This is a genomic window from Streptomyces sp. (genome assembly GCF_035645055.1).
Classification (GTDB): Bacteria; Actinomycetota; Actinomycetes; order Streptomycetales; family Streptomycetaceae; genus Streptomyces.
This window is the reverse complement of sequence record NZ_DASQNH010000013.1, coordinates 1-25,870: the sequence shown is the minus strand read 5'-3', so window position 1 is coordinate 25,870 and position 25,870 is coordinate 1. Positions and strand designations below refer to the sequence as shown.

Below are 25,870 nucleotides of genomic sequence, written 5' to 3'. Positions count from 1 at the left end.
GGACAGGGGGCCACAGGGGTTAGCGTGGTGACCGCCGGTTGCGTGCCGGTACTGGTTCGCGCTGGTCTTTGAGCGGCTTGAGGGTTGAACGTGCAGGTCAGAGAGATTCCATGAAATTGCTGCACACGTCCGACTGGCATCTCGGGCGGGCGTTCCACCGGGTGAACCTGCTCGGGGCTCAGGCCGAGTTCATCGGCCACCTCGTCAGCACCGTGCGGGAGCGCGCGGTGGACGCGGTGGTCGTGTCGGGGGATGTGTACGACCGCGCGGTGCCTCCGCTCGCCGCCGTCGAGCTGTTCGACGACGCTCTGCACCGGCTGGCCGACCTCGGCGTGCCGACGGTGATGATCTCCGGCAACCACGACTCGGCGCGCCGTCTCGGGGTGGGGGCCGGGCTGATCGGGCGGGCGGGCATCCACCTGCGCACCGATCCCGCCGCGTGCGGCACACCGGTCGTGCTGCGGGACGCGTTCGGAGACGTGGCCTTCTACGGACTGCCGTATCTCGAACCCGCCCTCGTGAAGGACGAGTTCGGCGTACCGAAGGCCGGGCACGAGATGGTGCTGGCCGCCGCCATGGACCGGGTCCGCGCCGACCTGGCGACCCGCCCGCCGGGCACCCGGTCCGTCGTCCTCGCCCATGCCTTCGTCACCGGGGGCGAGGTCAGCGACAGCGAGCGGGACATCACCGTGGGCGGGGTCGCCGCCGTCCCGGCCGGTGTCTTCGACGGAGTCGACTACGCCGCGCTGGGGCATCTGCACGGCTGCCAGACCATCACCGACCGCGTGCGCTACTCCGGCTCCCCGCTGCCCTACTCCTTCTCGGAGGCGCAGCACCGCAAGAGCATGTGGCTCGTCGACCTCGACGCCGACGGCGCGGTCACCGCCGAGCGCGTCGACTGCCCGGTGCCCCGCCCGCTGGCCCGCATCCGGGGCACCCTGGAGGAGCTGCTCGCCGACCCGGAACTGGCCCGGCACGAGGAGGCGTGGGTCGAGGTCACCCTCACCGACCCGGTCCGCCCGGCCGAGCCCATGGCCCGCCTCACCGAGCGCTTCCCGCACACCCTCAGCCTCGTCTTCGCCCCCGAACGCGCTCCGGACGACCCCGACGTGTCCTACGCCCGCCGCCTGGCCGGCCGCAGCGACCGGCAGATCGCCGAGGACTTCGTCGCCCATGTCCGCGGCGCCGGACCCGACGAGCGGGAACGGGCGGTGCTCCAGGATGCGTTCGACGCGGTCCGCGCGGACCGGACGGTGCGGGAGGTGGCCCGGTGACGGCGCACCCGGCTGGCCGCCCCCGCCACGCCCGCCCCCCGGAGGCCGCCCGATGAGGCTGCACCGGCTCGACATCACCGCCTTCGGGCCGTTCGGCGGCTCCCAGCGCGTCGACTTCGACGCGCTGTCCGCCGCCGGGCTGTTCCTGCTGCACGGACCGACCGGCGCGGGCAAGACCTCCGTGCTGGACGCGGTGTGCTACGCGCTGTACGGCTCCGTCCCGGGCGCCCGGCAGAGCGGCCAGGGCACCGGCCTGCGCAGCGACCACGCCGCGCCGGGCACCCGCACGTCGGTGACGCTGGAACTGACCGTCGCCGGACGCCGGCTGGAGATCACCCGGCAGCCGCCCTGGGAGCGCCCCAAGAAGCGCGGCACCGGCACCACCCTGGACAAGGCCCAGACCTGGCTGCGCGAGTACGACGCCGCAACCGGCGCCTGGCGGGACCGCAGCCGCTCCCACCAGGAGATCGGCGAGGAGATCACCCAGCTGCTCGGCATGAGCCGGGAGCAGTTCTGCCAGGTCGTACTGCTGCCGCAGGGCGACTTCGCGCGCTTCCTGCGCGCCGACGCCGAGGCCCGCGGCAAGCTGCTCGGCCGGCTCTTCGACACCCAGCGCTTCGCGGAGGTCGAGAAACGGCTCGCCGACCGCCGCCGCGCCACCGAGGCCGAGGTGCGCGACGGCGACGCCGCCCTGCTGGCCGACGCCCACCGGATGCAGCAGGCGGCGGGCGGCACCATGGACCTGCCCGAGCTGGCCCCCGGCGACCCCGGCCTGGCCGACGCCGTGCTGAGCGCCGCGGCGATCGCCCGCAGCACCGCCCGCGAGGAACTGACCGTCGCCCGGTCCCGCCTCGCCGCCGCCGAGTCCGCGCGGGCCGCCGCCGACCGCGCCCTGGACGACGTACGGGAACTGGCCCGTCTGCAGCGGCGGTTCGCCGAGGCCCGGCAGCGGGCCGGGCTCCTCCAGGAACGGGCCGACGCCCACCGCGAGGCGCAGGCCCGGATGGAACGCGCCCGCAAGGCCGAGGCCGTCGCGCCCGCCCTGGAGCTGCGGGAGTCCGCCGAGGCCGAACACCGCCGCGCGGTCAACGCCGAGGCCCACGCGCGCGCGGCGTTGCCCGAGCGGTACGCCGACGCCGGTGCCGCCGGGCTCGCCGCCGACGCCCGCCGGGCCGCCGAGGAACTGGGCGGGCTGGAGTCCGCCCGCCGCGCCGAGCGCCGCCTCGCCGACCTCGTCGCCGAACGCGACGGCCTCGACCGCCAGGAGCGCGCCGACGAGGAGATCCTTGAGGAGACCGGGGCCTGGCTCGCCGAGTGGGAGACCACCCGCGCGCGCCTGCGCTCGCGCGTCGAGTCCGCGCAGGAGGCCGCCGGACGGGCCGAACAGCTCGCCGAACGGCGCGAACCGGCCCGGCGGCGGCTGGACGCCGCCCGGCAGCGCGACCGGCTCACCGAAGCGGCCGCCGCCGCCCAGCGGAAGGCCCTCGACTCGGCCGAACGGGCCGTCGAAGCCCGCGCCCACTGGCTGGACCTCAAGGAACAGCGGCTGAACGGCATCGCCGCCGAACTCGCCGCCGGCCTCGCCGACGGCGAGCCCTGCGCGGTCTGCGGGGCCACCGACCACCCCGCCCCGGCCCGCAGGACCGCCGGGCACGTCGACCGGGAGACGGAGGAGCGCGCCCTCGCCGCCTACCAGCGCGCCGACGAGCGGCGCGCCGAGGACGAGCGGCACCTGGGCGCCGTACGGGAGGCCCTGGCCGCCGCGGGCGCCGAGGCCGGGGACACGCCGGCCGACGCGCTCGCCCGCGAGGCGGAGGAGGTGGAGCGGCGGTACCAGCAGGCGCGCGCCGCCGCCTCCGCGCTGCACGCCGCCCAGGAGGAACTGCGCCGCGCCGAGCAGGAGCACGAGCGGCGCGCCGCCGCCCGGCAGCAGGCCGCCGTCCGGGCCGCCGCCCGGGTCGGCCACCGGGAGCGGCTGGAGAGCGAACGGGCCGCCCTGGAGGAGGAGCTGGCGCAGGCGCGCGGCACGGCCGGCAGCGTGGCCGCGCGCGCCGCCCAGCTGGAGCGGCGCGCCGCCCGGCTCACCGAGGCCGCCGAGGCCGCCCGTACCGCCGAGGACACCGCCCAGCGCCTCAAGGAGGCCGACGCCCGGCTCGCCGACGCCGCCTTCCGGGCCGGCTTCGACACCCCGCAGGCGGCAGCAGCCGCCCTCCTCGACGACACCGCCCATCGCGAGCTGCAACGGCGGCTGGACGCCTGGCAGACCGAGGAGGCCGCCGTCCGCGCGGTGCTCGCCGAGCCCGACACCGCCGCAGCCGCCGAGCGGCCGCCCGCCGACCTCGCCGCCGCCGAACAGGCCGCCGCCGACGCGGAAGGCCGGGTGCGCGCCGCCGCCTCCGCGCGGGACGCCGCCGCCCGCCGCTGCGCGGAGCTGGACCGTCTCTCCGCGCGCGCGGCCGCCGGTGCGCGCCGGCTGGCGCCGCTGCGCGAGGAGCACGACCGGGTGGCCCGGCTCGCCGGACTCGCGGCCGGCACCTCGGCCGACAACGAACGCCGGATGCGTCTGGAGGCCTATGTCCTCGCCGCCCGGCTGGAGCAGGTGGCCGCCGCCGCGACCGTACGGCTGCAACGCATGTCGTCCGGCCGGTACACCCTGGTGCACTCGGACGACCGGGCCGGGCGCGGTCGCAGCGGGCTCGGGCTCCATGTCGTCGACGCCTGGACCGGGCGCGAACGGGACACGGCGACGCTCTCCGGCGGCGAGACCTTCTTCGCCTCGCTCGCCCTCGCCCTCGGCCTCGCCGACGTGGTCACCGACGAGGCCGGCGGGGTCCGCCTGGACACCCTCTTCATCGACGAGGGCTTCGGCAGCCTCGACGACCAGACGCTGGACGAGGTGCTGGACGTGCTCGACTCGCTGCGCGAACGCGACCGCAGCGTGGGCATCGTCAGCCATGTCGCCGACCTGCGGCGGCGGATCCACGCGCAGCTGGAGGTCGTCAAGGGCAGATCGGGGTCGACGTTGCGGCAGCGGGGTCACTGACCGAGAGGGCGGTGCGGCAGCGGGGAGGAGTAGACGACGCTGGTGGTCACCGAGCCCAGCGTCCCGATCCGCCCCGACACCTCCTCCAGGTGCCGCATCGAGCGGGCGGCCACCTTGATGACGAAGCAGTCGTCGCCGGTGACGTGGTGCGCCTCCAGGATCTCCGGGGTCGCGGCGACCAGGTCGTGGAACGGCTTGTAGTTGCCGGTCGGGTACCGCAGCCGGACGAAGGCGAGGATCGGCAGCCCCAGTCGCCCGGGGTTCACCACGGCCGCGTACCCCTCGATGACGCCCGCCTCCTCCAGCCGGCGCACCCGCTCGGTGACCGCGCTCGGGGACATGGAGACGGCCCGGGCCAGCTCGGCGAAGCTGGCCCGGCCCTCCCGCTGGAGGACATCGAGGATGCGCCAGTCGGTGGCGTCCGGGGAAAACGCGGTCATGTCCCAGGGGTAGCAGGGGAATCCCCGGTCGATCAAGGTCCGGACCGTGGAACGGCCCTTCAGGAAGATGATCATCGGCCGTAGATTTCTGGTCGTCGGACAGCAGGAACTGACAGCAGAAGAGGACGCCTCACGATGACCGCCGCCACCACCGCCACCACCGCCACCGTCAACCCCGTCCTGCGTGTCGCCCCCGCCGCGCCGGCCGAGGCCGCCGCCCACTTCCGCGCGAGCCTCGTCTTCCACGCCGATGTCTCCGACGTCGCCGCCGCGCTCGCCGCCGACGGTGACCCCGGCTTCGTCGTGCTGGACTCGCGGTCCACCGCGGCCTGGGACCAGGGACACGTCCCCGGCGCGGTCCACCTGCCGACCGCGCTCATCGCGGAGCAGGCCGAGCAGCTGCTGGACACGTCGGTGCCGGTCGTGACGTACTGCTGGGGTCCCGGGTGCAACGGCGCGACCCGGGCCGCGCTCGCCCTGGCCGAACTCGGGTTCCGGGTCAAGGAGATGCTCGGGGGATTCGAGTACTGGGTGCGGGAGGGTTTCGAGTTCGAGACGTGGGAGGGGCGTGAGCGGCGCGTCGCCGATGCGCTGACGGCGCCGGCGGGCTCCGGGGACTGTGGCTGCTGAGCCGCTGGAGCGGTGGGCGGCTGCCGTCCGGTGGGTGCGGGCGGCCTGATGACCTCGGGGCAGGACCACGGCGGCGGTATGCCCGGCGAGATCGCCTACGCCCTCCAGAAGGGCGCCCTCGCGTCCGTCACCCGCTCCCTCGCGACCACCCTCGCCGAGCACGCCGTCACCGTGAACGCCGTCAACCCCGGGCCGGTCGACACCGGCTGTCTGTCGGGCGAGGCCTACGACCGGGTCGCCTCCCGCTTTCCTGCCGGACGCTGGGGCATGCCGGACGACCCGGCCCGCCTCATCGCCTGGCCGGCGACGGACGAGGCGGGCTGGGTCACCGGTCAGGTGATCGATTCCGAGAGCGGTTTCCGCGGATGAGCGGCGCGCGCGGCGCCGCGGCGGGTCAGAGCCGGGACAACTCGTCGACCAGGTCGTCCAGGCCCAGCGAACCCTGGGAGAGGGCGGCCATGTGCCAGGCCTTGAGGTCGAAGCCGTCACCGTGCCGCTCGCGCGCCTTCTCCCGGCCCAGCAGCCAGGCCCGCTCGCCCAGCTTGTAGCCGATCGCCTGGCCGGGGATCGTCAGATAGCGGGTCATCTCGCTGGAGACGTAGTCCACCGGACGGCTGCTGTGCGCGCCGTAGAACTCCTCGGCCAGTTCCGGCGTCCACCGCTCGCCCGGGTGGAACGGCGAGTCCGCGGGGATCTCCAGCTCCAGGTGCATGCCGATGTCGACGATCACCCGGAGTGCCCGCATCATCTGCGCGTCGAGATAGCCGAGCCGCACCTCGGCGTCCGTGAGGAAGCCCAGCTCGTCCATCAGCCGCTCCGCGTACAGCGCCCAGCCCTCGGCGTTGGCGCTGACCAGGCCGACGGAGGCCTGGTAGCGGGACAGGTTCTCGGCGACGTGCGCCCACTGCGCCAGCTGGAGGTGATGGCCGGGCACGCCCTCGTGGTACCAGGTGGAGACCAGGTCGTAGACCGGGAACCGGGTCAGGCCCATGGTCGGCAGCCAGGTGCGGCCCGGGCGGGAGAAGTCCTCCGACGGCGGCGTGTAGTAGGGGGCGGCGGCGCCGCCGGGCGGGGCGATGCGGGACTCCACCCTCCGCACCCGCTCGGCGAGTTCGAAGTGGGTGCCGTCCAGCTTCTCGATCGCCTCGTCCATCAGGCCCTGGAGCCACTCCCGGACCTCGTCGACGCCTTCGATGTGGCGGCCGTGCTCGTCCAGGTGCGCGAGCGCCACCCACGGTGTCCCGGCGCCGGGCAGGATCTTCTCCGCCTCCGCCCGCATCTCGCCGAGGAGGCGGTGGAACTCCGACCAGCCGTAGGCGTACGCCTCGTCCAGGTCGAGGTCGGTGCCGTTGTAGTAGCGCGCCCAGCGGGCGTAGCGCTCACGGCCCACCGTGTTCGGGGCGCCCTCGACGGCCGGCGCGTACACCTCGCGGATCCAGTCCCGCAGCTCCGCCACGGCCGCCGTCGCCGCCCGGGCCGCCTCGTCCAGCTCGGCGCGCAGGGTCCCGGGGCCGGCCGCGGCGAAGTCCTCGAACCAGCCGCGCCCGGTGCCGTCGGTGTCCGCCCACTCGGTGAGCTGTTCGAGGAAGACGGCGGTCGGGCGCGGGCCCGCGTACAGCTTGCGGTCCAGGCCGAGCGCCAGGCACTCGCGGTAGCCCGCCAGCGCGGCGGGCACCGCCCGCAGCCGCTCGGCGATCGCCGCCCAGTCCTCGTCGGTGTCCGCAGGGGTCACCGTGAACACCTCGCGTACATGGTGGGCGGCGGTGCTCATGTTGCCGACCGCGCGCAGGCCCTCGTCGGCCTCGTGCACGGCGAGTTCGGCGGTCAGCCGCTCGCGCAGCAGCCGGGCGCAGCGCCGCTCGATGTCGCGGTCCGCGCCGGGCCGCCGCTCGGCCTCGTCCAGCCGCGCCAGCGTCCGGCGGGCCAGCTCCGCCAGCGCCTCCCGGCCCGCGGGCGAGGTGTCGGGCAGCCGGCTCGAACTCTCCTTCACACCGAGGTAGGTGCCGGTCACCGGGTCGAGGGCGATGAGCTCGTCGACGAAGGTGTCGGCGACCTCGCGGGGCAGCGGGCTCTTGATCTCTGACATGCGGACCATCCTCGTACGACGGCCCGGACCCGTCACCCGGTTTGCGCCTACGGCGAAGGCGGCAGCAGCGGGCCGCAGTCCCACTGCTGGAAGATCAGGCGGGTCTCCACCCGGGCCACCTCGCGGCGGGCCGTGAACTCGTCGAGGACGAGCCGCTGAAGGTCCGCCATGCCGGCGACGGCGACATGGACGAGGTAGTCGTCAGGGCCCGTGAGGTGGAAGACGGTCCGGGACTCCGGGAGCGCCCGGATCCGGTCCACGAACGGTCCCACCAGTTCCCGGCGGTGCGGTCGGACCTGCACCGACAGCAGTGCTTCCAGGCCCCGCCCCAGCTTGGCCGGATCCAGCCGGAGCTGGTGCCCGAGGATCACGCCCGCGCGGCGCAGCCGGGTCACCCGGTCAAGGCAGGTCGACGGTGCGACCCCGACCTGCGCGGCGAGCTCCCGGTAGGTCGTCCGGGCGTCGTTCTGCAGCAGCCGCAGCAGATGGAGGTCCACCGGATCCAGTACGACAGATTCGGCCACCGGCCGAACGTAACACGGGGTTCTCGGATCCGACCCCGGCCGGTGTTCACCCTCTGGCCATGGAGACAGCGCGTACACAGTCACCGACCCGTACCCGGGCACTGGCCACCGAGGCCGTGCACGCCGGCCGCGACGACCTCGCCGGGCAGGGCCTGCACGTCCCGCCGATCGATCTGTCGACCACCTACCCGTCCGCCGACAGCCGGGCCGAGGCCGCCCGGATCGACGCGTTCGCCGCGACCGGCGCCGAGCCGGACGGACCGCCCGTCTACGCCCGCCTCGGCAATCCCACCGTCGCCCGCTTCGAGACCGCCCTCGCCCGGCTGGAGGGCACCGAGGCGGCCGTCGCGTTCGCCAGCGGCATGGCCGCCCTCAGCGCGGTCCTCCTGGTCCGGGCCTCCCTGGGCCTGCGGCACGTGGTGGCGGTACGGCCGCTGTACGGCTGCAGCGATCATCTGCTGACCGCCGGGCTGCTCGGCTCCGAGGTCACCTGGACCGACCCGGCGGGGATCGCGGAGGCGCTGCGCCCCGACACCGGTCTCGTCCTCGTCGAGTCCCCGGCCAACCCGACCCTCGCCGAGGTGGATCTGCGGGCCGTCGCCCACGCCTGCGGCTCGGTGCCGCTGCTGGTGGACAACACCTTCGCCACACCCGTGCTCCAGCGTCCCGTCGAGCACGGCGCGCGGCTGGTGCTGCACAGCGCCACCAAGTACCTCGGCGGGCACGGTGACGTGCTGGCCGGAGTGGTCGCCTGCGACGAGGAGTTCGCGGGGCGGCTGCGGCAGGTCCGATTCGCCACCGGCGGGGTCCTCCACCCGCTGGCCGGATATCTGCTCCTGCGTGGCCTGGCCACCCTGCCGGTCCGGGTGCGGGCCGCTTCGGAGACCGCCGCCGAACTCGCCCGCCGGCTCGCCGTCGACCCGCGGGTCGAGCGGGTGCACTACCCGGGCATCGGCGGGGCGATGGTCGCCTTCGAGGTGTACGGCGACCCGCACGCGGTCATCGGCGGGGTCCGCCTGGTCACCCCGGCCGTCAGCCTCGGCAGCGTCGACACCCTCATCCAGCACCCGGCGTCCATCAGCCACCGCATCGTGGACGCCGACGACCGCCGGGGCGCCGGCGTCAGCGACCGGCTGCTGCGGCTGTCGGTGGGCCTGGAGGACGTGGACGACCTGTGGGCGGACCTGGACGGCGCCCTGGGGTGAACGAGCGAACGGCCCGGTCTCCGCCGGGCCGTTCCTCGGAGCGAGCGCGCGGGGATCAGTCGCGCACGGCCGGCCCGGTGGCCGCCGGGGCCGTCTGGAGCCGGGCCGTGATCACCAGGGTGCCCTCCTCGATCTGGTAGTCGAGGGGCAGGCCCAGGCCGCGCATCGCGGCGACCATGCCGGTGTTGGAGGACTGGGTGACGGCGTAGACGCTCTCGCAGCCCGCCTCGGCCGCCATCGCCACCAGGCGGCCCAGCAGTTCGGTGCCGATGCCGCGCCGCTGCCAGGTGTCCTCGACGAGCAGCGCGACCTCGGTCTCGTCGCCGTCCCACAGCAGGTGGCCGAGACCGACGATCCGCCCCGAGGCGGTCCGAACGGCGAGCGTGCGGCCGAAGCGCGGCGAGAGCAGATGGTTCAGATAGCGGTCCGCGTCGCCGACCGGCCCGTGGTAGCGCAGGGCGAGGGTGCGGGCCGAGCATCGCTCGTGCATCTCCTTCGCCGCCTCCAGGTCGCCGGTGTCGGCCCGGTGCACGGTGATGGCGTTGCCTTCCGGCAGGGTCAGCACGTCCTGGCCGCGCGGGATGCGCGGGCCGAGCCGCGAGTCCAGTTCCACCAGCGCCCGGGCCCGCGCGAACTCGGTCGGGGTGAACGGCAGATACGGCCGCTCGACGGTGATCACGCCGCCCTCCGGGGCGCGCAGCCGCAGCACCGTGTCCTCCAGCACGCCCTCCGCCGGTACGGCGTCGGCGCCGCCCGCGCGCCCGGCCGGGGCCGCGGGCAGCTGGCGGATCGTGCAGCGGCCCAGCAGCTGACGCAGCGCCAGCGGCAGTTCGGCCGCGTCCAGTGCGGTGCGGGTGGCCAGCCCGAGGATCCGGGTCGGGGCGTCCACCAGGTCGTGGGCGTCGGCCCGCTCGATCCAGGTGCCGGTGCCGCCGGCCAGCGACACCGCCCGGGTGATCTCACCGGCCGGGAGCACGCCGGGGGCGCGCAGCAGGAACTCGTCGACCGTGCCGTCGCCCAGCGGATGGGTCTGCAGGCTCAGGATGTCCACCCGGTGTCCGGCGAGAGCCGTGCACAGCGCGGCCAGCGAGCCCGGCTCGTCCCGGACGGTGGTCCGCAGCCGCCACAGCACGTTCCGGGCGGAGACCTCGTCAGCCGCCGTTCCTTCGGTGGTGCCCGGCAGGGCGCCGGTATCGTCGGCCGGCGGTGCGTGGCCGTGGCGCCGTGCCCACCAGGTGTGGAAGGCCGCGGTGGCGAGCAGCGCGACCGCGGAGCCCAGCAGCAGCGTCGGGCCGTCGGGTCCGTGCCCGATCAGGTTGGCCACGGCGTCGGCGACCGCCACGGCGGTGAAGAGGGCGGCGAGTTCGACCACGTCCCGGCGCCAGTGGTGCACGGGACGCCCGTTCTTCGCGCGCGTCACATCAGTCATCTTCCGCTTCATGCACCCACTGTGAAGGAACGGTGTTGCGTGATCACGAACAGTGTGTGACTGATGGGTTAAGCGACCTTCTGTCCCATTTACGGTTCAATTGACCGTTGAAGGTCATGCGCTGACCGTCATGCCGCGCACCGCGGGATGACGGCGGTGCGCGACACGGTGACGAGGGTACGGGATCTACTGGCCGACGAGGCCCGGCCGGAGCACCTTGGTGAACAGCACGGTGCCGTCCTGCTCGCGCAGCCGGACCGTCAGTTCCGCGCTGCCGCCGTCGATCTCGACCTCGCCGAAGAACTGGTAGCCCTCCGCGGGCGAGACGTTCGCGCGGGCCGGGGCCTTCACGAAGACCCGCTCCGGTCCGAACGTGCCGTCGAGCGCGTTGGCCGGGAAGGCACCGGCGTTCAGCGGGCCCGAGACGAACTCCCAGAACGGCTCGAAGTCGGTGAACGCCGCACGCGACGGCTGGTAGTGCTGCGCCGAGGTGTAGTGCACGTCGGCCGTCAGCCAGACCGTGCCGGTGATCCGCCGGTGCTTGACGAACCGCAGCAGCTCGGCGATCTGCAGCTCACGGCCGAGCGGGGCGCCCGGGTCGCCCTGGGCCACGGCCTCGATGTTCGGCTCGCCGTCCCCGGTGTCCGGCACGACGAGACCGAGCGGCATGTCGGAGGCGATCACCTTCCACACCGCGCGCGACCGGGACAGCTCCTTCTTCAGCCACTCCAGCTGCTCGCGGCCGAGGATGCCCCGCGGGTCGGTGCTCTGGTCACCCGGGGAGTTCGCGTTGCGGTGGGTCCGCATGTCGAGCACGAAGACGTCCAGCAAGGGGCCGTGGTGCTGCACCCGGTAGACCCGGCCGTCGGGGCGGCGCAGCGTGGAGACGGGGAAGTACTCCGAGAACGCCCGCCGGGCCCGCGCGGCGAGCACGTCGACGTTCTTCTCCGTGTACCGGCTGTCGGTGAGGATCTCGCCCGGATACCAGTTGTTGGTCACCTCGTGGTCGTCCCACTGGATGATGGAGGGCACCCGGGCGTTGAACGCGCGCAGGTTCTCGTCCAGCAGGTTGTAGCGGAAGTTGCCGCGGAACTCGGCCAGTGTCTCGGCGACCTTCGCCTTCTCCTCGGTGGTGACGTTCCGCCAGGTCCGCCCGTCGGGCAGCGCCACGGTCTCGGTGATCGGGCCGTCGGCGTAGACGTTGTCGCCGGAGCAGAGGAAGAAGTCCGGGTCCAGGGCCGCCATCGCGTCGTAGATGCGGTAGCCGCCCAGCTCCGGGTTGATGCCCCAGCCCTGCCCGGCCAGGTCGCCGGACCAGAGGAACCGCACACCGTCGCGCCGCCGGAGGGACGCGGTGCGGAAGGTACCGGTGACCGGTTCGCCGGTGCGGCGCGGGTCGTCCGGGTCGGTCAGCAGCACCCGGTAGTGGATCTGCTCGCCGGGCGGCAGGCCGCGCAGCCGGGTGGTCCCGGTGAAGTCGGTGTCCGCGCCCAGCAGCGGGCCGTGCCATCTGCGCGGATTGCGGAAGGACTCGGTGGCCGACGTCTCGACGAGCATCCGGGCGGGCCGGTCCGAGCGCACCCACACCAGGCCGGAGTCCGTCGTCACATCGCCCGTCTGCACGCCCCAGCCCGCCCGCGGACGCCCCGACAGGGCGAGGGCGGGAGTCGCGCCGAGACCGGCGGGCAGGGTCAGGGCGGCGGACGCGGCGAGCGAACCGCGCAGTACGGTGCGGCGGTCGGGGAGCGGGCGCTGTGACATGGAGGGGCCTCCAGGCGGGGGTCCGGTCGGTGTGTGCAGCCACACCTACTGGTGCGCCGCGGCGCACACGGAAACCACGAGTGAACAACTGACCGCACCCGACGGAGAGCCGCCCCGCGCGTCACGCCGCCTCGGCCATCAGCCGGACACCCTCCCGGATCCGGCCCGGCGACAGGTGCGCGTACCCCACCACCAGCCGTACGGCCGCCGTCTTCCCCTGATCACCGCCCGGCTGGTACAGGCAGTCCGACAGCGGACGTACGGCGACCCCGGCACCGGCCACGCGCGAGAGGAAGCGGTCCTGCGGGCCGTACCGCTCGGGCAGCGTGGCGATGACATGCAGACCGGCCGCGATCCCGGACACCTCCGCACCGGGGAAGTGCTCCGCCAGCGCGGCGACGAGCGCGTCCCGCCGCTCCCGGTAGGCGCGCTGGCAGCGGCGCAGCTGGCGGTCGTAGTCGCCGCGCTCCAGGAACCGGGCGAACACCGCCTGGTCGACACTCGGATGGCCGAGGTCGATGGTCCGCTTGCGCCGGACGACCTCCTCGGCCAGCCACTCGGGGACCATGAGCCACCCCAGCCGCAGCCCGGGCGCCAGGGACTTGCTCACCGAGCCCGTGTAGGCGACCCGTTCCGGGTCCAGGCCCTGGAGCGCGCCCACCGGTGCCCGGTCGTAGCGGAAGTCGCCGTCGTAGTCGTCCTCCAGCACCAGGCCGTCCACCGACCGCGCCCAGTCGAGGAGTTCGGCGCGGCGCCGCGCGGAGTACCCGATGCCGGTCGGGTACTGGTGCGCCGGGGTGGTGACGACGGCCCGTACGCCCGAGCCGCGCAGCGGGTCCAGAGCCAGGCCCTCCTCGTCCAGCGGCAGCGGCACGGTGGAGATCCCGGTGGCGGTGTACACGTCGTCGTGCTGCGGGCTGCCCGGGTCCTCCACCCCGATCCCGCCCACGCCGCGCGCCCGCAGCGTGCCGCAGATCAGCGAGATCGCCTGGGTCACCCCCGAGACCACCACGATCCGCTCCGGGTCCGCGACCACACCCCGCCGCCGGGCCAGCAGCGCGGCCAGCGCCGTGCGCAGCCGGGGCAGACCGCGTGGGTCGGGGTAGCCGAGCCCGTGGTGCGGCAGCTCGGCGAGCACCTGCCGCTGCGCCGCCGCCCAGGCCGCGCGCGGGAACAGCGACAGGTCCGGGGTCCCGGGCACGAAGTCGGCGAGCGCGCCGGGGGAGCGCGGGGCGAGGTCCCGAGCGCGCGGGCGCGCGGCCCGCGCGGCCTCGCCCACCCAGGTCCCCGCCCCCCGTCCGCTGCGCAGATACCCCTCCGCCGTCAGCTGCTCGTACGCCTCCGTGACCAGCCCGCGCGACACCCCGAGATCGGCGGCGAGATCCCGGCTCGACGGCAGCCGCGTCCCCGGCGCCAGCCGGCCGGAGCGCACCGCCTCGCGCAGCGCCGCCTGCAGCGCCCGCCCCCGGGACCGCGCCGGTGCCGAGGCGGCCGGCAGCAGCACCTCCCAGGCGGCCGAGCCGCCCGCCTGGCCCTCCTGGCCGTCCGTGGCGAGCGCATTGGTCCGGGACACCGTCATGGAAGTGGACCTTAATCCGGGCCGCCGCGCTGCCTAGCGTCGGCCCCATGAACGCCACCACCCGCGGCTCCCTGCTCGCCGCGTTCGCCTGCGTCCTCGTCGGAGGGTCCTTCACCGCCAACAGCCTCCTCGGCGCCTACCCGTACGCGGGCGGCCAGTTCCTGCGCTACGCCCTCGCCTGTCTGCTGCTCCTCCCGGCGGCCGGCCCCGGCGCCGCAGCCCGGCTGCGCGCCCTCACCGCCCGGCAGTGGGCGCGCCTCGCGCTGCTCGCGGCCGTCGGCATGGTCGGCTTCAACCTGGCGATCCTGGCGGCGGAGCGCACCGCCGAACCCGCGGTGCCCGGCGTCTTCGTGGGCTGCGCGCCCGTCGTCGTCGCCGTCCTCGTCCCCCTGCTGGACGGCAGACGGCCCCGGCGCGCCGTGCTGTACGGGGCCTCGCTCGTCGCCGTCGGCGCCTTCACCGTCCAGGGCTGGGGCCGCACCGACGGTGCCGGGCTCACCTGGTCGGTGTGCGCGCTGGCCGGGGAGGTCGGCTTCGCGGTCCTCGCCGTGCCCGTGCTGCGCCCGCTGGGACCGCGGCTGCTGTCCGCCACCGTGTGCGGCGTCGCCGCGCTGGAGTCCGCGGCGGCCGGGCTCCTGCTCGACGGCACCGGCTGGCTGCGCCGCCCCGACGCCGCCGAGACCGCCGCCCTGCTGTGGCAGGCGGCGATCGTCACCGTCATCGGCTTCGTCTGCTGGTACATGGGCATGCAGCGGATCGGCGCCGAGCGCGCCACCCTCTTCTCCGGGCTCATCCCCGTCGCCGCCGCCTGCACCGCCCCGCTCGTCGGTACCGGCTCCTACGGCCTCGCCCAGGCCGTGGGCAGCGCCCTGGTCGGCGCGGGAGTCGCGCTGGGCTCCGGAGCACTGAAGCGGGCCTCGCGGCAGGGGCCGCTCCCCGGTTACGAGGGGTCGCGCCCGCTCGCGCGCAGGCAGGAGTGACACACCTCAGTGAGGGGGGGGCAGGCGGACCGGGTCCAGAGGACCGCGCCGGCCGGGCCGCGGTTCCGGGCCGGCAGCGAGTTGTCGGCCCGCAGGTCCGCACACCGCACGTGAGCATGCCGTACAACCCGACCGTCTTGCGGGAGGTCCTAGGGCCCTGGCCGGCTGACCGCCCCCCGTGCGGGGCCAAGGGGGCGCCCCCGTCGATCATGCCGGGCTCGCGGTGTCCGACGGGACCCCGCCTAGCGGCTGCCGTCGAGCAGGACGCGCGCGACCAGCGCCGGGTCGTCGTTCATCGGGACGTGACCGCAGCCGGGCAGCCGGATCAGCCGGGCCCGCGGCATGACGGTCTTGGCCCGGACACCCTGGCGGGGCACCAGCAGCCGGTCCCGGCTGCCCCAGGCCACGGTGACCGGCAGGCCCGGCACGTCGTCCGTGAACCGCACGGTCCGGCCCGAGCGCAGGGTCTCGGTGAAGCCCGGGGCCTGGGCCAGCGCGCGGGTCTCGGCGACCACCGCCGCGGGCGAACGGCGGGCCGGGCGCGCGTAGATGGTGCTGGTCAGCAGGGTCCGGCCGGCCGCGGACGGTGCCAGCCGCTCGACCACCGACGGGGGTGTCCGGCGGGCGATGCCGCGCATGGCCGACAGCACGCCGAAGGCGTACCGCCGCTCGGCCTCCGACCAGAAACCGGCCGGGGACAGCGCCGTCACGGAACGGACCGCCCCGGCGCGGCCGAGCTCCAGCGCCAGCAGTCCGCCCAGCGAGTTGCCCGCCACATGCGGCCGTTCGAGCCCCAGGGCCGCGCACAGCGCGCAGAGGACGGCCGTCATCGTCGGCAGGTCGTGCGCCAGCCCGTCGGGGAGCGCCGGGGACTCCCCGAATCCGGGCAGATCGACGGCGATCACATCGCGCTCCTTGGCCAGTACGGGTATCACCGGGTCCCAGGCCTGCCGGTGGTGGCCTATGCCGTGCAGCAGGAGCAACGGTTCACCGTCGCCCTCACGCGCGTAGGAGACGGTCATCGGCCGCAGCCCGGAAGGGGCGGGGACCTTGAAGGAGACGGTGGCGGACATGCTGCTCCTCGTGGTTGCGCCGGGGGACGTTGCGCAGACACCTTGTCAGCAATCGCTACCGGCGGGTAGCCCCCGAGCGCTCACGACCGCGCCACGGCGCGCGATCCCGCGCACCACCCGCTCCGCACACCGGAATTCGCCTGGACACCACCGCGCGCGTCGGCTGGGATGGGGCCGTGACCACCGACACCGCCACCGACGTCTTCGAAGAGCACCGCCCCCTCCTCCTGGGCGTCGCCTACCGCATGCTCGGCCGCGCGGCCGACGCGGAGGACGTGGTCCAGGACGCCTGGTTGCGCTGGGCCGGCGCGGACCGGAGCGAGGTGCGCGAGGCGCGCGCCTACCTGGTGCGGATCACCACCCGCCTCGCCATCGACCGGCTCCGCCGGATCAAGGCGCGCGGCGAGACCTACGTCGGCCCCTGGCTGCCCGAGCCGTACGTCACCGCCTACGAGGACACCGTCCCGGACGCCGCCGAGCGCGCCCTGCTCGCCGACTCCGTCTCCCTCGCCGTCCTCGTCGTCCTGGAGTCGCTGTCACCGCTGGAGCGCGCGGTGTTCGTGCTCCGCGAGGCCTTCGGCTACCCGTACGCCGAGATCGCCGCCCTGCTCGACCGCGGCGAACCCGCCGTACGGCAACTGGCCGGCCGGGCCCGCAGACACGTCGACGAACGGCGGCCCCGCTACGACGTCGACCCCGCGCACCGCCGCGACCTCACCGAACGCTTCCTCGCCGCCGCCGCGGAGGGTGACCTGAGCGGCCTGATGGCGCTGCTCGCGCCCGACGTCCGGCTGGTCGGCGACAGCGGCGGCAAGTCCCGGGCGCCGCTGCGGATCCTGCGGAGCGCCGACAAGGTGGGCCGCTTCCTCATCGGCGCCGCCGAGAAGCGCGGCCCGGTGTCCTTCCGGCTGCTGGAGATCAACGGCGGTCCCGCGATCCTCGCGACGGACGGCGACCGGCCCGACTCCGTGCTCCAGCTCGACGTCCTCGACGGGCGCGTCCAGTCGGTCTACATCATCCGCAACCCCGACAAGCTGCGGTCCTTCACGGCCGGCGCCTGACCGCACCCCTCCACGCGAAGCCCCCGTCCCGCGACGGGGGCTTCGCGGTCGTGTCACGCGCCCCGCGCCGTGCGAACGCCTCATGACCGCTCCGCCGACGTCGCTCCCGTGCGCCGTGCCGGGGATCGAGGATTGGTCTTGACCAAGGGTGGGGGCCGCCCTATGGTCGCAGACAAGTGCAACAACCTTTAATAAACAAGGGCGCTAAAACGCCGCGGGAACACCGGCGATTGCGGAGGACAGGGTGGGGACCACGCAGCTGGAAACGGTGCCGGAACCGAAGTACTGGCATCTCAAGACCGTGCTCACCGAGGCACTGGACTCCGAGTTCTCCGTCGGTGAGATCCTGCCCAACGAGCGGGAGCTGGCCGCTCGCTTCGGCGTCGCGCGCGCGACCCTCCGCCAGGCCCTCGAACAGCTCGAACTGGAGGGCCGGCTCCAGCGCCGCCGCGGTGTGGGGACGACCGTGGCACCGCCGCGCGTGGGGGTCGCCGTCGGCACCGAGCAGCACGCCTGGCCCGGCTCGCCCGGCGACGACGCCTGGCAGGCCGCCGACTGCGCCACCGCCGTCCCGCCCACCGCCGTCGCCGCCGCCCTGGAGACCGGCCGCGACGAGCCCGTGCACATCGTCCGCCGCACCCGGACGACCCACGGCCAGCCCGTCGCCGCCGAACTGCTCTATCTCCCCGCGGCCTCGGTGCCCGACCTCACCGCCATCGACGCCCCGTCCGGACCGGCACGCGCGCGTGCGGTGCTGCGCGAACTCCAGCGGCTGGAGCTGGAAGGACGCGACAGCGCGGTCGAGCTGGGCTCGGCCCGCGCGGACGACGCCAAGGAGCTGGACCGGCTGCCGGGCGCGCCCGTCCTCGTCGTCACCACCCGCTTCTTCGCCGAGGGCCGTACGGCCGCGCTCTCCGTCGCGACCTATCGCGCGGACACCTGCCGGCTGACCTTCGGCGACTCGGGCGGCGTCGAGATCCACCAGGATCCGGAACGCCGGGCGTCCTGACTCCGGGCCGAGCGGACCAGGCTTCCTGAAATCCCGGTCGCGCGGGGGCGTGGCGTCCTGAGAGCCCTCGCCGGGGTGGCGTCCTGAGAGCCCTCGCCGGGCTTGGCTGCCGAAGGAGTCGGCTCGCGGGACCGGTGTTCGCCGCCCCGGGTGCGGTGCCCAGCCGGGTCGGTGCGGGCCGGTCCGTCCCGGACCGGCCCGCACCGTCTCCCTCCCCCCGTCACCCGCCCGGGACCACCGCGTCGGCGCCTGTCAGCGGCGTGCCGTCACCGTGCCCTCGACCGCGAAGAGCTGTTCCTCCACATGGTCGAGGGCGAGCCGCAGAGCGCCCGTCGCGACCGCCGCCTCGCCGAGCAGGGAGAGCGCGACCTTCGGCGGGCGCAGGCAGTAGCGGGCCAGCTCGCGGCGGAGCGGGTCCAGGACGCCGTCCAGGCCCGCCGCCCAGCCGCCGATGACCACCAGCTCGGGGTCGAGCGCCAGGACCAGCGCGGCCACGTCGTGGACCAGCCGCCGGATGAACCGGTCGACCGCCGCGCGGGCGCGCCGGTCGCCCTCGCGGGCCCGCGCGAACACCTCGGCGACCTGCTGCTCGTCCAGCGGGTGCAGCGGCTCGTCCGTGGTGGACAGCAGCGTCTCCGGCGTCACCTCCCGGCCCAGCAGGTGCAGTGCCCCGATCTCCCCGGCCGCCCCGCCGTACCCCCGGTGCAGCCGTCCGCCGATCAGCGCCCCGGCGCCCGGGCTCAGCCCGGCCAGCACGAACACCACGTCGTCGGACTCGGTCGCCGAGCCCTTCCAGTGCTCGGCGACGGCCGCCGCGTTGGCGTCGTTCTCCACCAGCACCGGGCACTTGAAGGACCGGCTCAGCCGCTCGCCGAGCCGCAGCCCCGTCCAGCCGGGCAGCGCCGTGCCCAGCCGCACCGTGCCGTCCGCCTCCACGATGCCCGGCGTCGCCACCCCCACGGCGCGCAGCGAGCCCCGGGCGACCCCCGCGCGGCGCAGCAGCTCGGCGACAGCCGTCCGCAGCCGCTCCAGGCGCTCGTCCGCCGGCGCCGTCTCGGAGACGTCCTTCGCCTGCGCGCCGAGCACCTTGCCGTCCAGGTCGGCGAGGAGCGCGGCGACCCGGTGCGGACCGATCTCCAGGCCCAGCAGATGACCGGCCTCGGCCCGGAACCGGAACCGCCGGGCGGGCCGCCCCTGCCGCCGGGCGGCGCCCTCCTCCGCGGCCTTCTCGACGACCAGCCCGGCCTCTATGAGCCCTTCGACGACGCCCTCGACGGTCGGCCGGGACAGTCCGGTGACCCGGGTGATCTCGGTCAGCGTCGCGCAGTCCGTGGCACGCAGTGCGTGCAGCACCACCGCGGAATTGATCCTTCGCAGCAGCGAGGGATCCCCGCCGGTCAGCCCCGCCAACGTCCCGTCCTCCCAGCTCGTGCGCGTGTTGGCCGGATCGTACTCGGCACCGCCCACCCCGGCGAGCGCCCCCCGGCCCGGCGTTCGCCCACCGTCCCGGTCAGCCGGGGGAGACGAACCCCGACTCGTACGCCGCGATCACCGCCTGGGTGCGGTCCCGCGCCCCCAGCTTCGCCAGCACCGCGCTGACGTGCGACTTCACCGTCTCCGTGCCGACCACCAGCTGCCCGGCGATCTCCGCGTTCGACAGACCGCGCGTCATCAGCCGCAGCACCTCCGCCTCCCGCTCGGTCAGCTGCGCCCGCTCCAGCGCGGCCCGGGCCGCCGGGTTCCCGCCGCCGTCGCCGTACTCGGCGGCCAGCTGCCGCACGGACGCCGGGAACAGCAGCGACTCGCCCTCCGCGACCAGCCGCACCGCGTGCACGATCTCCGCCGGCCGGGCCCGCTTCAGCAGGAACCCGTCGGCCCCGGCCCGCAGCGCCTCGTAGACGTACTCGTCGTTCTCGAACGTCGTGACGACCAGGATCTTCGGTGGATCCGGCACGATCCGCAGCACCGCGCGGGTGGCCTCGATCCCGTCCAGCAGCGGCATTCGCACGTCCATGGCGACCACGTCCGGCCGCAATCGCCGCACCAGCGGGATCACCGCGGCCCCGTCGGCGGCCTCCCCGACCACCTCCAGGTCGGGCTGCGCCTCCAGGACGGCACGCAGGCCCGCGCGGACGAGCGGTTCGTCGTCGACGAGGAGCACGGTGATCGGCGGCACCCGCCCAGCGTAGATCAGCCCAGTGGCAGCTCGACGTGCACCTGCCAGTCACCGTCATCCGGCCCCGTGTGCGCCCGGCCGCCGAGCAGCGCGGCCCGCTCCCGTATGCCGCGCAGGCCACTGCCCCGGCCAGGCCCGGGTAACGGCACCGGCAGCGGATTGCGGACCTCCAGGTCGAGCCGCCCCGCCGCGACCGCGACCCGCACCCGCGCGGGGACTCCGTCCGCGTGCCGCAGCACATTGGTGAGCGCCTCCTGGAGGATGCGGTAACCCTCCCGGGAGACCGGGCCCGGAACGTCCGCCAGCGGCCCGGAGAGTTCCGCGTCGACCTTCGTCCCGGAGGCCCGCGCGGACTCCAGCAGCCGGTCCGCCTCGGCCAGCGTCGGCCGGCTGCTCGCCGGGCGCTCCGTCTCCCGCAGGATGCCCAGCACCCGGTCCAGATCCTCCAGCGCGGCCCGCCCGGTCTCCTCGATCGCGCCGAGTGCCCGGTCCGTGAACGCCGGGTCGCCCGCCGCCCGCGCGGCGCCCGCCTGCACCACCGCCACGGTCAGCGCGTGCCCGATGGAGTCGTGCAGTTCCCGCGCGATCCGGTTGCGCTCCAGCAACCGCTCGGTGCGCTCCTCCAGAGCCGCCAGCCGCTCCGCCGCCGACGGCCCGAGCAGCCTGCGCGCGAGTACGGTGATCAGCTCACCGAGGCCCACCACCGCCGCGGCCATGACGATCAGGGGGAGGGGGGCCAGGAAGGCGTACCCCCAGTGCGGTTCGGCGATCCGCAGGACCGGATTGCCGTGCTGCTCCGGGCCGAGCGACGCCTCGGCCAGATCGACGGCGAAGACGGGCATCCAGACCGTCAGGAAGGTGGTCACCGCGCCCAGGAGCATCCGGGCCTCCAGCCACACCACGGTGCGCAGCCGGTCGCCCCAGGTCGCCGACGGCGCCGTGGAGATGCCCGAGTCCGACTCGTCGGGCGTCAGCATGAACCGCGCCTGAAGCCCCTCGCCCCGCCGCACGGCCGGGATCAGCCCCACGGGGATCATCAACAGGGCGGGCACCCACGGCCGCGCCATGTCGATGAACAACCACACGCTGACCAGCAGCACCGGCACCCACAGATGCAGCAGACGCGTGTACGTCGTCCCGCGCATCAGCGGGCGGAGATAACGGACCATCGGCTCATCGTGCCAGCCGCCACCGGCAACGGGCCTCCCCCGAGCGGGGGAGACGATCTCCACCCGCAGGGGAGGCGACGCCCCCGGCGCGGGCGCCAGTCTGAGGCCATGACCAGCATCGACGTCCGAGACCTCACCAAGGAGTACGGCACCCGGCGCGCCGTGGACCACGTCACCTTCACCGTTGAGCCCGGCCGGGTCACCGGCTTCCTCGGCCCGAACGGCGCCGGCAAGTCCACCACCATGCGGCTCGTGCTCGGCCTCGACCGGCCGACCTCCGGCACCGCCACCGTCGGCGGCCGCCCCTACGCCACCCTGCGCGAGCCGCTGCGCGAGGTCGGTGCCCTGCTCGACGCCCAGGCCGCGCACGGCTCGCGCACCGGCCGCGACCATCTGCGCACCCTCGCGGCGAGCAACCGCGTCCCGCTGTCCCGCGTGGACGAGATGCTGGCCGGAACGGGCCTGGCGACGGCCGCCCGCCGCCGGGTGAAGACGTACTCCCTCGGCATGCGCCAGCGCCTCGGCATCGCGGCGGCCCTGCTCGGCGACCCACCCGTGATCATGCTGGACGAGCCGTCCAACGGCCTCGACCCCGAAGGCATCATCTGGATCCGTACGCTGCTGCGCCGGCTCGCCGACGAGGGCCGCACGGTCCTGGTCTCCAGCCATCTGATGAACGAGACCGCGTCCTTCGCCGACCACCTGGTGGTCCTCGGCCGGGGACGGCTGCTCGCCGACATGCCGATGCGCGCCTTCATCGACGCGCGCGTGCAGCCCGCCGTCCGGGTGCGCACCACCGACGACGGCGCGCTGCGGGACCTGCTCGCCCGGCACGGCCACGAGGCCGCCCCGTGCGAGGAGGGCGGCTGGATCGTGCGGCACGCGCGCGTGGAGGACATCGGCCGCCTCGTCTCCGAGGCACGCCTGCCCCTCCTCGAACTCGCCACCCAGGAAGGCACCTTGGAACAGGCCTACCTCGATCTGACCGCCGCCGAGACCGAGTTCACCGCCCTGCGCCAGGAGGCCTGACCATGCCGTTCCTCCCCGTCCTGCACGCCGAGTGGCTGAAGATCCGCACCCTGCGCGCCGTGTACGGCGCCCTCGTCGCGCTGTTCGCGGTGACGACGGCGTTCTCCGCGATCGCCGCGACGGGCAGCACCGAAGACCCCGACTTCGACCCCTTGTTCACGGCGTTCCTCGGGATCGGGCCCGGCCAGATCGCTGCCGTGGTCTTCGGCGCCCTCGCCGTGTCCTCCGAGTTCTCCGGCGGCGGGCTGCGCCTCGCCTTCGCCGCGGTGCCCCAGCGGGGCCGCTGGTACGCGGCCAAGCTGACCGCCGTCGCCGGACCGGCGTTCCTCGTCGGGCTGGTCACCGGCGCCGCCTCACTGGTCGTCGCCCGCGCGGGCCTCGGTGCCGCGGCCGACGGGCTCACCGCGGGACAGCAACTGCGCGGTGTGCTCGGCTGCGGCCTCTACCTCGCCCTGATGGCCCTGTTCGCGGCCGGACTCACGGCCCTGCTGCGCAGCGCCGTCGGCGCGCTCAGCATCCTCGTCCCGCTGCTGCTCGTGGTGTCGTTCGTCCTGGGAAGCTCGGCGGGCGGTCTGCCCGAGTACCTGCCCGACCGTGCCGGTCAAGTCGTCCTGCGCGCCGACCCCGACGGTTCCCTCGGCCCGTGGGGCGGACTCGCCGTGACCGCGCTGTGGACGGCGGCCGCGGTGGCGGCGGGAGCCTGGAGCGTGCGGCGGCGGGACGCCTGACGCCGCGCCAATTGTCAGTGGTGCCGGGTTTACTGGCGGCATGGACATCGCACGGTGCCTGGACACGATCGACCGGCTGTGCCTGCGCCCCTTCCCCGCGGAGCACGGCTGGTCGGACGTGGGCCGGGCGGGCCCGGGCTACTTCATGGCGGAGCTGTACACGGGGGAGGGGGAGGAGACGTCATGCGAGACGACGGCGGAGGATGTCGGCGCCCACAAGGAGGCCGTCGCCGGACGGCTGCACGAGCGGTGGGGCACGGTGCCCGCGTGGGGCACGCTGACGCTGCGGGTGCGCGGTGTGCGCGGCGAGGAGATACCGGAGCCGTGGGCGAGCCTGAGCCAGCTGACCGACGAGGCGTACGTCTGGCGGGCGGACGGCACCGGCCGCTGGGTCGCCGTCGCCGTGGCCGACCGCGACCCGGCGGACGTGCTACGGCTGCTCGCGGTGGTCACGGACACGGACCCGCCGTGAGACGAGGCCCGCCGCCGGTCAGTCCTCCGCGGCGGCCCGGAGCCGGGCGAACTCCTCCGCCATCGTCTGCGCCGTCCAGTGGGCGTTGAGCCCGCTGGGGTTGGGCAGCACCCACACACGCGTGTCCCCGATGACCCGCTCCTGCGGCCCCACCCGGGCCTTGCGGTCGTCGAAGGCGGCCCGGTAGGCGGTGATCCCGACCACCGCGAGCCAGCGCGGGCGCAGCCGGGTCACCTTCAGCGCCAGCTGCCGCCCGCCCTCGCGGTACTCGTCGGCGGTCAGCTCGTCCGCCCGGGCCGTCGCCCGCGGCACCACGTTGGTGATGCCGAGCCCGTACGACAGCAGCTCCCGCTGCTCGGCGGGCTTCAGCAGCCGCGGCGTGAACCCGGACAGGTGCAGCACCGGCCAGAAGCGGTTGCCCGGGCGCGCGAAGTGGTGGCCGGTCGCGGCGGTCATCAGCCCGGGGTTGATGCCGCAGAAGAGCACACGGAGGCCGTCCGCGACGACGTCCGGCACGAGCCGGTCGCGGGCGGCCTCCAGCTCCGCGGGGGTGAAGCGAGCCATCGTGCGGCGCGCGTCAGAGGATGGCCCCGGGCGTGTAGCCCGCGGCCTCCGGGTGCCGCTTCACGATCTCCTCGATCCGGCCGACGACGACACCGACCTGGTCGGCGGCGGCGCCCGTGAAGGACAGCTTGTCGGCCATCAGCGCGTCCAGCCCGGCGCGGTCGAGCGGGATGCGCTCGTCGGCGGCCAGCTTGTCGAGGAGTTCGTTGCGTTCGGCGCCCTGCTCACGCATGGCGAGCGCGGAGGCGACGGCGTTCTCCTTGATGGCCTCGTGCGCGACCTCGCGGCCGACGCCCGCGCGCACCGCGCCCATCAGCACCTTGGTGGTGGCGAGGAACGGAAGGTAGCGGTCCAGCTCCCGGGCGACGACGGCGGGGAAGGCACCGAACTCGTCGAGCACGGTCAGGAACGTCTCCAGCAGGCCGTCGAGGGCGAAGAACGCGTCCGGCAGCGCGACGCGGCGCACCACCGAGCAGGACACGTCGCCCTCGTTCCACTGGTCGCCGGCCAGCTCGCCGGTCATCGAGGCGTAGCCGCGCAGGATGACCATGAGGCCGTTGACGCGCTCGCAGGAGCGGGTGTTCATCTTGTGCGGCATCGCCGAGGAGCCGACCTGGCCCGGCTTGAAGCCCTCGGTGACCAGCTCGTGCCCGGCCATCAGCCGGATCGTCCTGGCCAGCGAGGAGGGCGCGGCGGCCAGCTGCACCAGCGCGGTGACGACCTCGTAGTCCAGGGAGCGCGGGTAGACCTGGCCGACCGAGGTGAAGGCCCGGCCGAAGCCGAGGTGGGCGGCGATCCGGCCCTCCAGGTCGGCCAGCTTCGCGGCGTCCCCGCCGAGCAGGTCCAGCATGTCCTGGGCGGTGCCGACCGGGCCCTTGATGCCGCGCAGCGGGTAGCGGCCCAGCAGCTCCTCGACCCGGCCGTAGGCGACCAGCAGCTCGTCAGCGGCGGTCGCGAAGCGCTTGCCGAGGGTGGTGGCCTGGGCGGCGACGTTGTGCGAGCGGCCGGCCATGACCAGCTCGGCGTACTCGGCGGACAGCTTGCCGAGGCGGGCGAGCACGGCGACCGTGCGGTCGCGCATCAGCTCCAGGGAGAGCCGGATCTGCAACTGCTCGACGTTCTCGGTGAGGTCGCGGGAGGTCATGCCCTTGTGCACGTGCTCGTGCCCGGCGAGGTCGTTGAACTCCTCGATCCGCGCCTTCACATCGTGCCGGGTGACCTTCTCGCGCTCGGCGATGGAGGCGAGGTCGACGGTGTCGAGGACGCGCTCGTAGTCGGCGATCGCCTCGTCCGGCACCTCGATCCCGAGGTCCTTCTGGGCCCGCAGCACGGCGAGCCAGAGCTGACGCTCCAGCTTCACCTTCTGCTCGGGCGACCAGAGCGTGGCGAGCTCGGTGGAGGCGTAGCGTCCGGCGAGGACGTTGGGGATGCGGGGCTTGGCGGGCGCTGAAGTCACGTGTCCAGATTCTACTGGCGGTTTGTGCAGGCCAGCGCCACGGGATGGTTCAGCGGAAGCTACGAGACGGCCGTCACGCGCCCGGGCACGGCCCGCGCCGCCCGCCGCCGCCGTCACCGGCCCGCGCCCCGGCCGCCGTCGCGGGCGGCCGCCACGCCTGCGGGTGCGCCCATCGTCGCAGG

At 74.7% G+C, this 25,870-nt stretch carries 22 protein-coding genes and 1 pseudogene; 11 read left to right on the top strand and 12 right to left on the bottom strand.

The features are described from left to right. Positions 1 to 110: 110 nt before the first annotated feature. Together VE614_RS03535 and VE614_RS03530 are read left to right on the top strand one after the other, a co-directional pair. Positions 111 to 1,274, top strand: a complete 1,164-nt coding sequence (locus tag VE614_RS03535; protein ID WP_324931760.1) for an exonuclease SbcCD subunit D — start codon at positions 111 to 113, stop codon at positions 1,272 to 1,274. A 52-nt stretch (positions 1,275 to 1,326) separates the two neighbouring features. Further along, positions 1,327 to 4,317: an SMC family ATPase gene (locus VE614_RS03530; protein WP_324931757.1), complete on the top strand. Its 2,991-nt coding sequence runs from the start codon at positions 1,327 to 1,329 to the stop codon at positions 4,315 to 4,317. Here VE614_RS03530 and VE614_RS03525 read toward each other — a convergent pair. After that, a complete protein-coding gene (locus tag VE614_RS03525) occupies positions 4,311 to 4,757 on the bottom strand; it encodes an Lrp/AsnC family transcriptional regulator (protein WP_324931754.1) in 447 nt (148 codons plus the stop codon). The genes VE614_RS03530 and VE614_RS03525 overlap by 7 nt on opposite strands. Before the next feature lie 135 nt (positions 4,758 to 4,892). Here VE614_RS03525 and VE614_RS03520 point away from each other — a divergent pair, with 135 nt between their 5' ends. Both VE614_RS03520 and VE614_RS03515 read left to right on the top strand, forming a co-directional pair. Next, the gene (locus tag VE614_RS03520) at positions 4,893 to 5,387 is read left to right on the top strand and encodes a rhodanese-like domain-containing protein (protein ID WP_324931750.1); all 495 of its coding nucleotides are present in this window, start codon (positions 4,893 to 4,895) and stop codon (positions 5,385 to 5,387) included. Positions 5,388 to 5,429: 42 nt separating this feature from the next. After that, positions 5,430 to 5,756 (top strand): annotated as a pseudogene (locus VE614_RS03515) (SDR family oxidoreductase); the annotation flags it as partial. 25 nt (positions 5,757 to 5,781) lie between these two features. Here the strand turns inward: VE614_RS03515 and VE614_RS03510 are convergent. Both VE614_RS03510 and VE614_RS03505 read right to left on the bottom strand, forming a co-directional pair. Continuing rightward, positions 5,782 to 7,473 carry a DUF885 domain-containing protein gene (locus tag VE614_RS03510; protein ID WP_324931747.1) on the bottom strand — a complete coding sequence of 564 codons (1,692 nt, stop codon included), beginning with the start codon at positions 7,471 to 7,473 and terminating at the stop codon, positions 5,782 to 5,784. Between the two features lie 47 nt (positions 7,474 to 7,520). Continuing rightward, positions 7,521 to 7,997, bottom strand: a complete 477-nt coding sequence (locus tag VE614_RS03505) for an Lrp/AsnC family transcriptional regulator (RefSeq protein ID WP_324931744.1) — start codon at positions 7,995 to 7,997, stop codon at positions 7,521 to 7,523. Positions 7,998 to 8,056: 59 nt separating this feature from the next. Here VE614_RS03505 and VE614_RS03500 point away from each other — a divergent pair, with 59 nt between their 5' ends. Beyond that, a complete protein-coding gene (locus tag VE614_RS03500; RefSeq protein WP_324931741.1) occupies positions 8,057 to 9,202 on the top strand; it encodes a trans-sulfuration enzyme family protein in 1,146 nt (381 codons plus the stop codon). A 55-nt stretch (positions 9,203 to 9,257) separates the two neighbouring features. Here VE614_RS03500 and VE614_RS03495 read toward each other — a convergent pair whose 3' ends face one another. From VE614_RS03495 to VE614_RS03485, 3 genes are all read right to left on the bottom strand, one after another. After that, positions 9,258 to 10,631 carry a GNAT family N-acetyltransferase gene (locus tag VE614_RS03495; protein WP_324931738.1) on the bottom strand — a complete coding sequence of 458 codons (1,374 nt, stop codon included), beginning with the start codon at positions 10,629 to 10,631 and terminating at the stop codon, positions 9,258 to 9,260. Positions 10,632 to 10,817: 186 nt separating this feature from the next. Then, positions 10,818 to 12,392 (bottom strand): alkaline phosphatase D family protein, encoded by a 1,575-nt coding sequence (locus VE614_RS03490; protein WP_324931737.1) that lies wholly within the window; start codon positions 12,390 to 12,392, stop codon positions 10,818 to 10,820. Positions 12,393 to 12,513: 121 nt separating this feature from the next. Further along, positions 12,514 to 13,971: a PLP-dependent aminotransferase family protein gene (locus VE614_RS03485; protein ID WP_324931734.1), complete on the bottom strand. Its 1,458-nt coding sequence runs from the start codon at positions 13,969 to 13,971 to the stop codon at positions 12,514 to 12,516. Between the two features lie 47 nt (positions 13,972 to 14,018). On the opposite strand from VE614_RS03485, the gene VE614_RS03480 reads away from it, so the two are divergent. Beyond that, positions 14,019 to 14,951 carry a DMT family transporter gene (locus VE614_RS03480; RefSeq protein ID WP_324931731.1) on the top strand — a complete coding sequence of 311 codons (933 nt, stop codon included), beginning with the start codon at positions 14,019 to 14,021 and terminating at the stop codon, positions 14,949 to 14,951. Between the two features lie 242 nt (positions 14,952 to 15,193). On the opposite strand, the gene VE614_RS03475 is transcribed toward VE614_RS03480, so the two are convergent. After that, positions 15,194 to 16,024: an alpha/beta fold hydrolase gene (locus tag VE614_RS03475; protein ID WP_324931728.1), complete on the bottom strand. Its 831-nt coding sequence runs from the start codon at positions 16,022 to 16,024 to the stop codon at positions 15,194 to 15,196. A 176-nt stretch (positions 16,025 to 16,200) separates the two neighbouring features. Between VE614_RS03475 and VE614_RS03470 the strand changes: the two genes are divergently transcribed. Together VE614_RS03470 and VE614_RS03465 are read left to right on the top strand one after the other, a co-directional pair. After that, a complete protein-coding gene (locus VE614_RS03470; protein WP_324931726.1) occupies positions 16,201 to 17,085 on the top strand; it encodes an RNA polymerase sigma-70 factor in 885 nt (294 codons plus the stop codon). A gap of 244 nt (positions 17,086 to 17,329) precedes the next feature. Further along, on the top strand, positions 17,330 to 18,094 hold the full coding sequence (locus tag VE614_RS03465) for a GntR family transcriptional regulator (RefSeq protein ID WP_324931723.1): 765 nt from the start codon (positions 17,330 to 17,332) through the stop codon (positions 18,092 to 18,094). 252 nt (positions 18,095 to 18,346) lie between these two features. Here VE614_RS03465 and VE614_RS03460 read toward each other — a convergent pair whose 3' ends face one another. The 3 genes from VE614_RS03460 to VE614_RS03450 form a co-directional block, all read right to left on the bottom strand. After that, positions 18,347 to 19,504 carry an ROK family transcriptional regulator gene (locus VE614_RS03460; protein ID WP_324931720.1) on the bottom strand — a complete coding sequence of 386 codons (1,158 nt, stop codon included), beginning with the start codon at positions 19,502 to 19,504 and terminating at the stop codon, positions 18,347 to 18,349. A gap of 100 nt (positions 19,505 to 19,604) precedes the next feature. Continuing rightward, positions 19,605 to 20,270, bottom strand: a complete 666-nt coding sequence (locus VE614_RS03455) for a response regulator transcription factor (protein WP_324931717.1) — start codon at positions 20,268 to 20,270, stop codon at positions 19,605 to 19,607. Positions 20,271 to 20,284: 14 nt separating this feature from the next. Then, positions 20,285 to 21,439: a sensor histidine kinase gene (locus VE614_RS03450; RefSeq protein WP_324931714.1), complete on the bottom strand. Its 1,155-nt coding sequence runs from the start codon at positions 21,437 to 21,439 to the stop codon at positions 20,285 to 20,287. Positions 21,440 to 21,547: 108 nt separating this feature from the next. Between VE614_RS03450 and VE614_RS03445 the strand changes: the two genes are divergently transcribed. Genes VE614_RS03445 through VE614_RS03435 form a run of 3 tightly spaced genes read left to right on the top strand, consistent with a single transcriptional unit; the run spans position 21,548 to position 23,668 of the window. Then, the gene (locus VE614_RS03445; RefSeq protein ID WP_324931711.1) at positions 21,548 to 22,468 is read left to right on the top strand and encodes an ATP-binding cassette domain-containing protein; all 921 of its coding nucleotides are present in this window, start codon (positions 21,548 to 21,550) and stop codon (positions 22,466 to 22,468) included. Between the two features lie 2 nt (positions 22,469 to 22,470). Next, positions 22,471 to 23,196 (top strand): ABC transporter permease, encoded by a 726-nt coding sequence (locus VE614_RS03440; protein ID WP_324931707.1) that lies wholly within the window; start codon positions 22,471 to 22,473, stop codon positions 23,194 to 23,196. A gap of 40 nt (positions 23,197 to 23,236) precedes the next feature. Beyond that, complete coding sequence (locus VE614_RS03435; protein ID WP_324931704.1) at positions 23,237 to 23,668, top strand: hypothetical protein; 432 nt, start codon at positions 23,237 to 23,239, stop codon at positions 23,666 to 23,668. A gap of 18 nt (positions 23,669 to 23,686) precedes the next feature. Here VE614_RS03435 and mug read toward each other — a convergent pair whose 3' ends face one another. Further along, positions 23,687 to 24,232 (bottom strand): G/U mismatch-specific DNA glycosylase, encoded by a 546-nt coding sequence (mug, locus tag VE614_RS03430; protein ID WP_324931701.1) that lies wholly within the window; start codon positions 24,230 to 24,232, stop codon positions 23,687 to 23,689. A 13-nt stretch (positions 24,233 to 24,245) separates the two neighbouring features. Next, the gene (gene purB / locus VE614_RS03425; protein WP_324931698.1) at positions 24,246 to 25,688 is read right to left on the bottom strand and encodes an adenylosuccinate lyase; all 1,443 of its coding nucleotides are present in this window, start codon (positions 25,686 to 25,688) and stop codon (positions 24,246 to 24,248) included. Positions 25,689 to 25,870 lie beyond the last annotated feature (182 nt).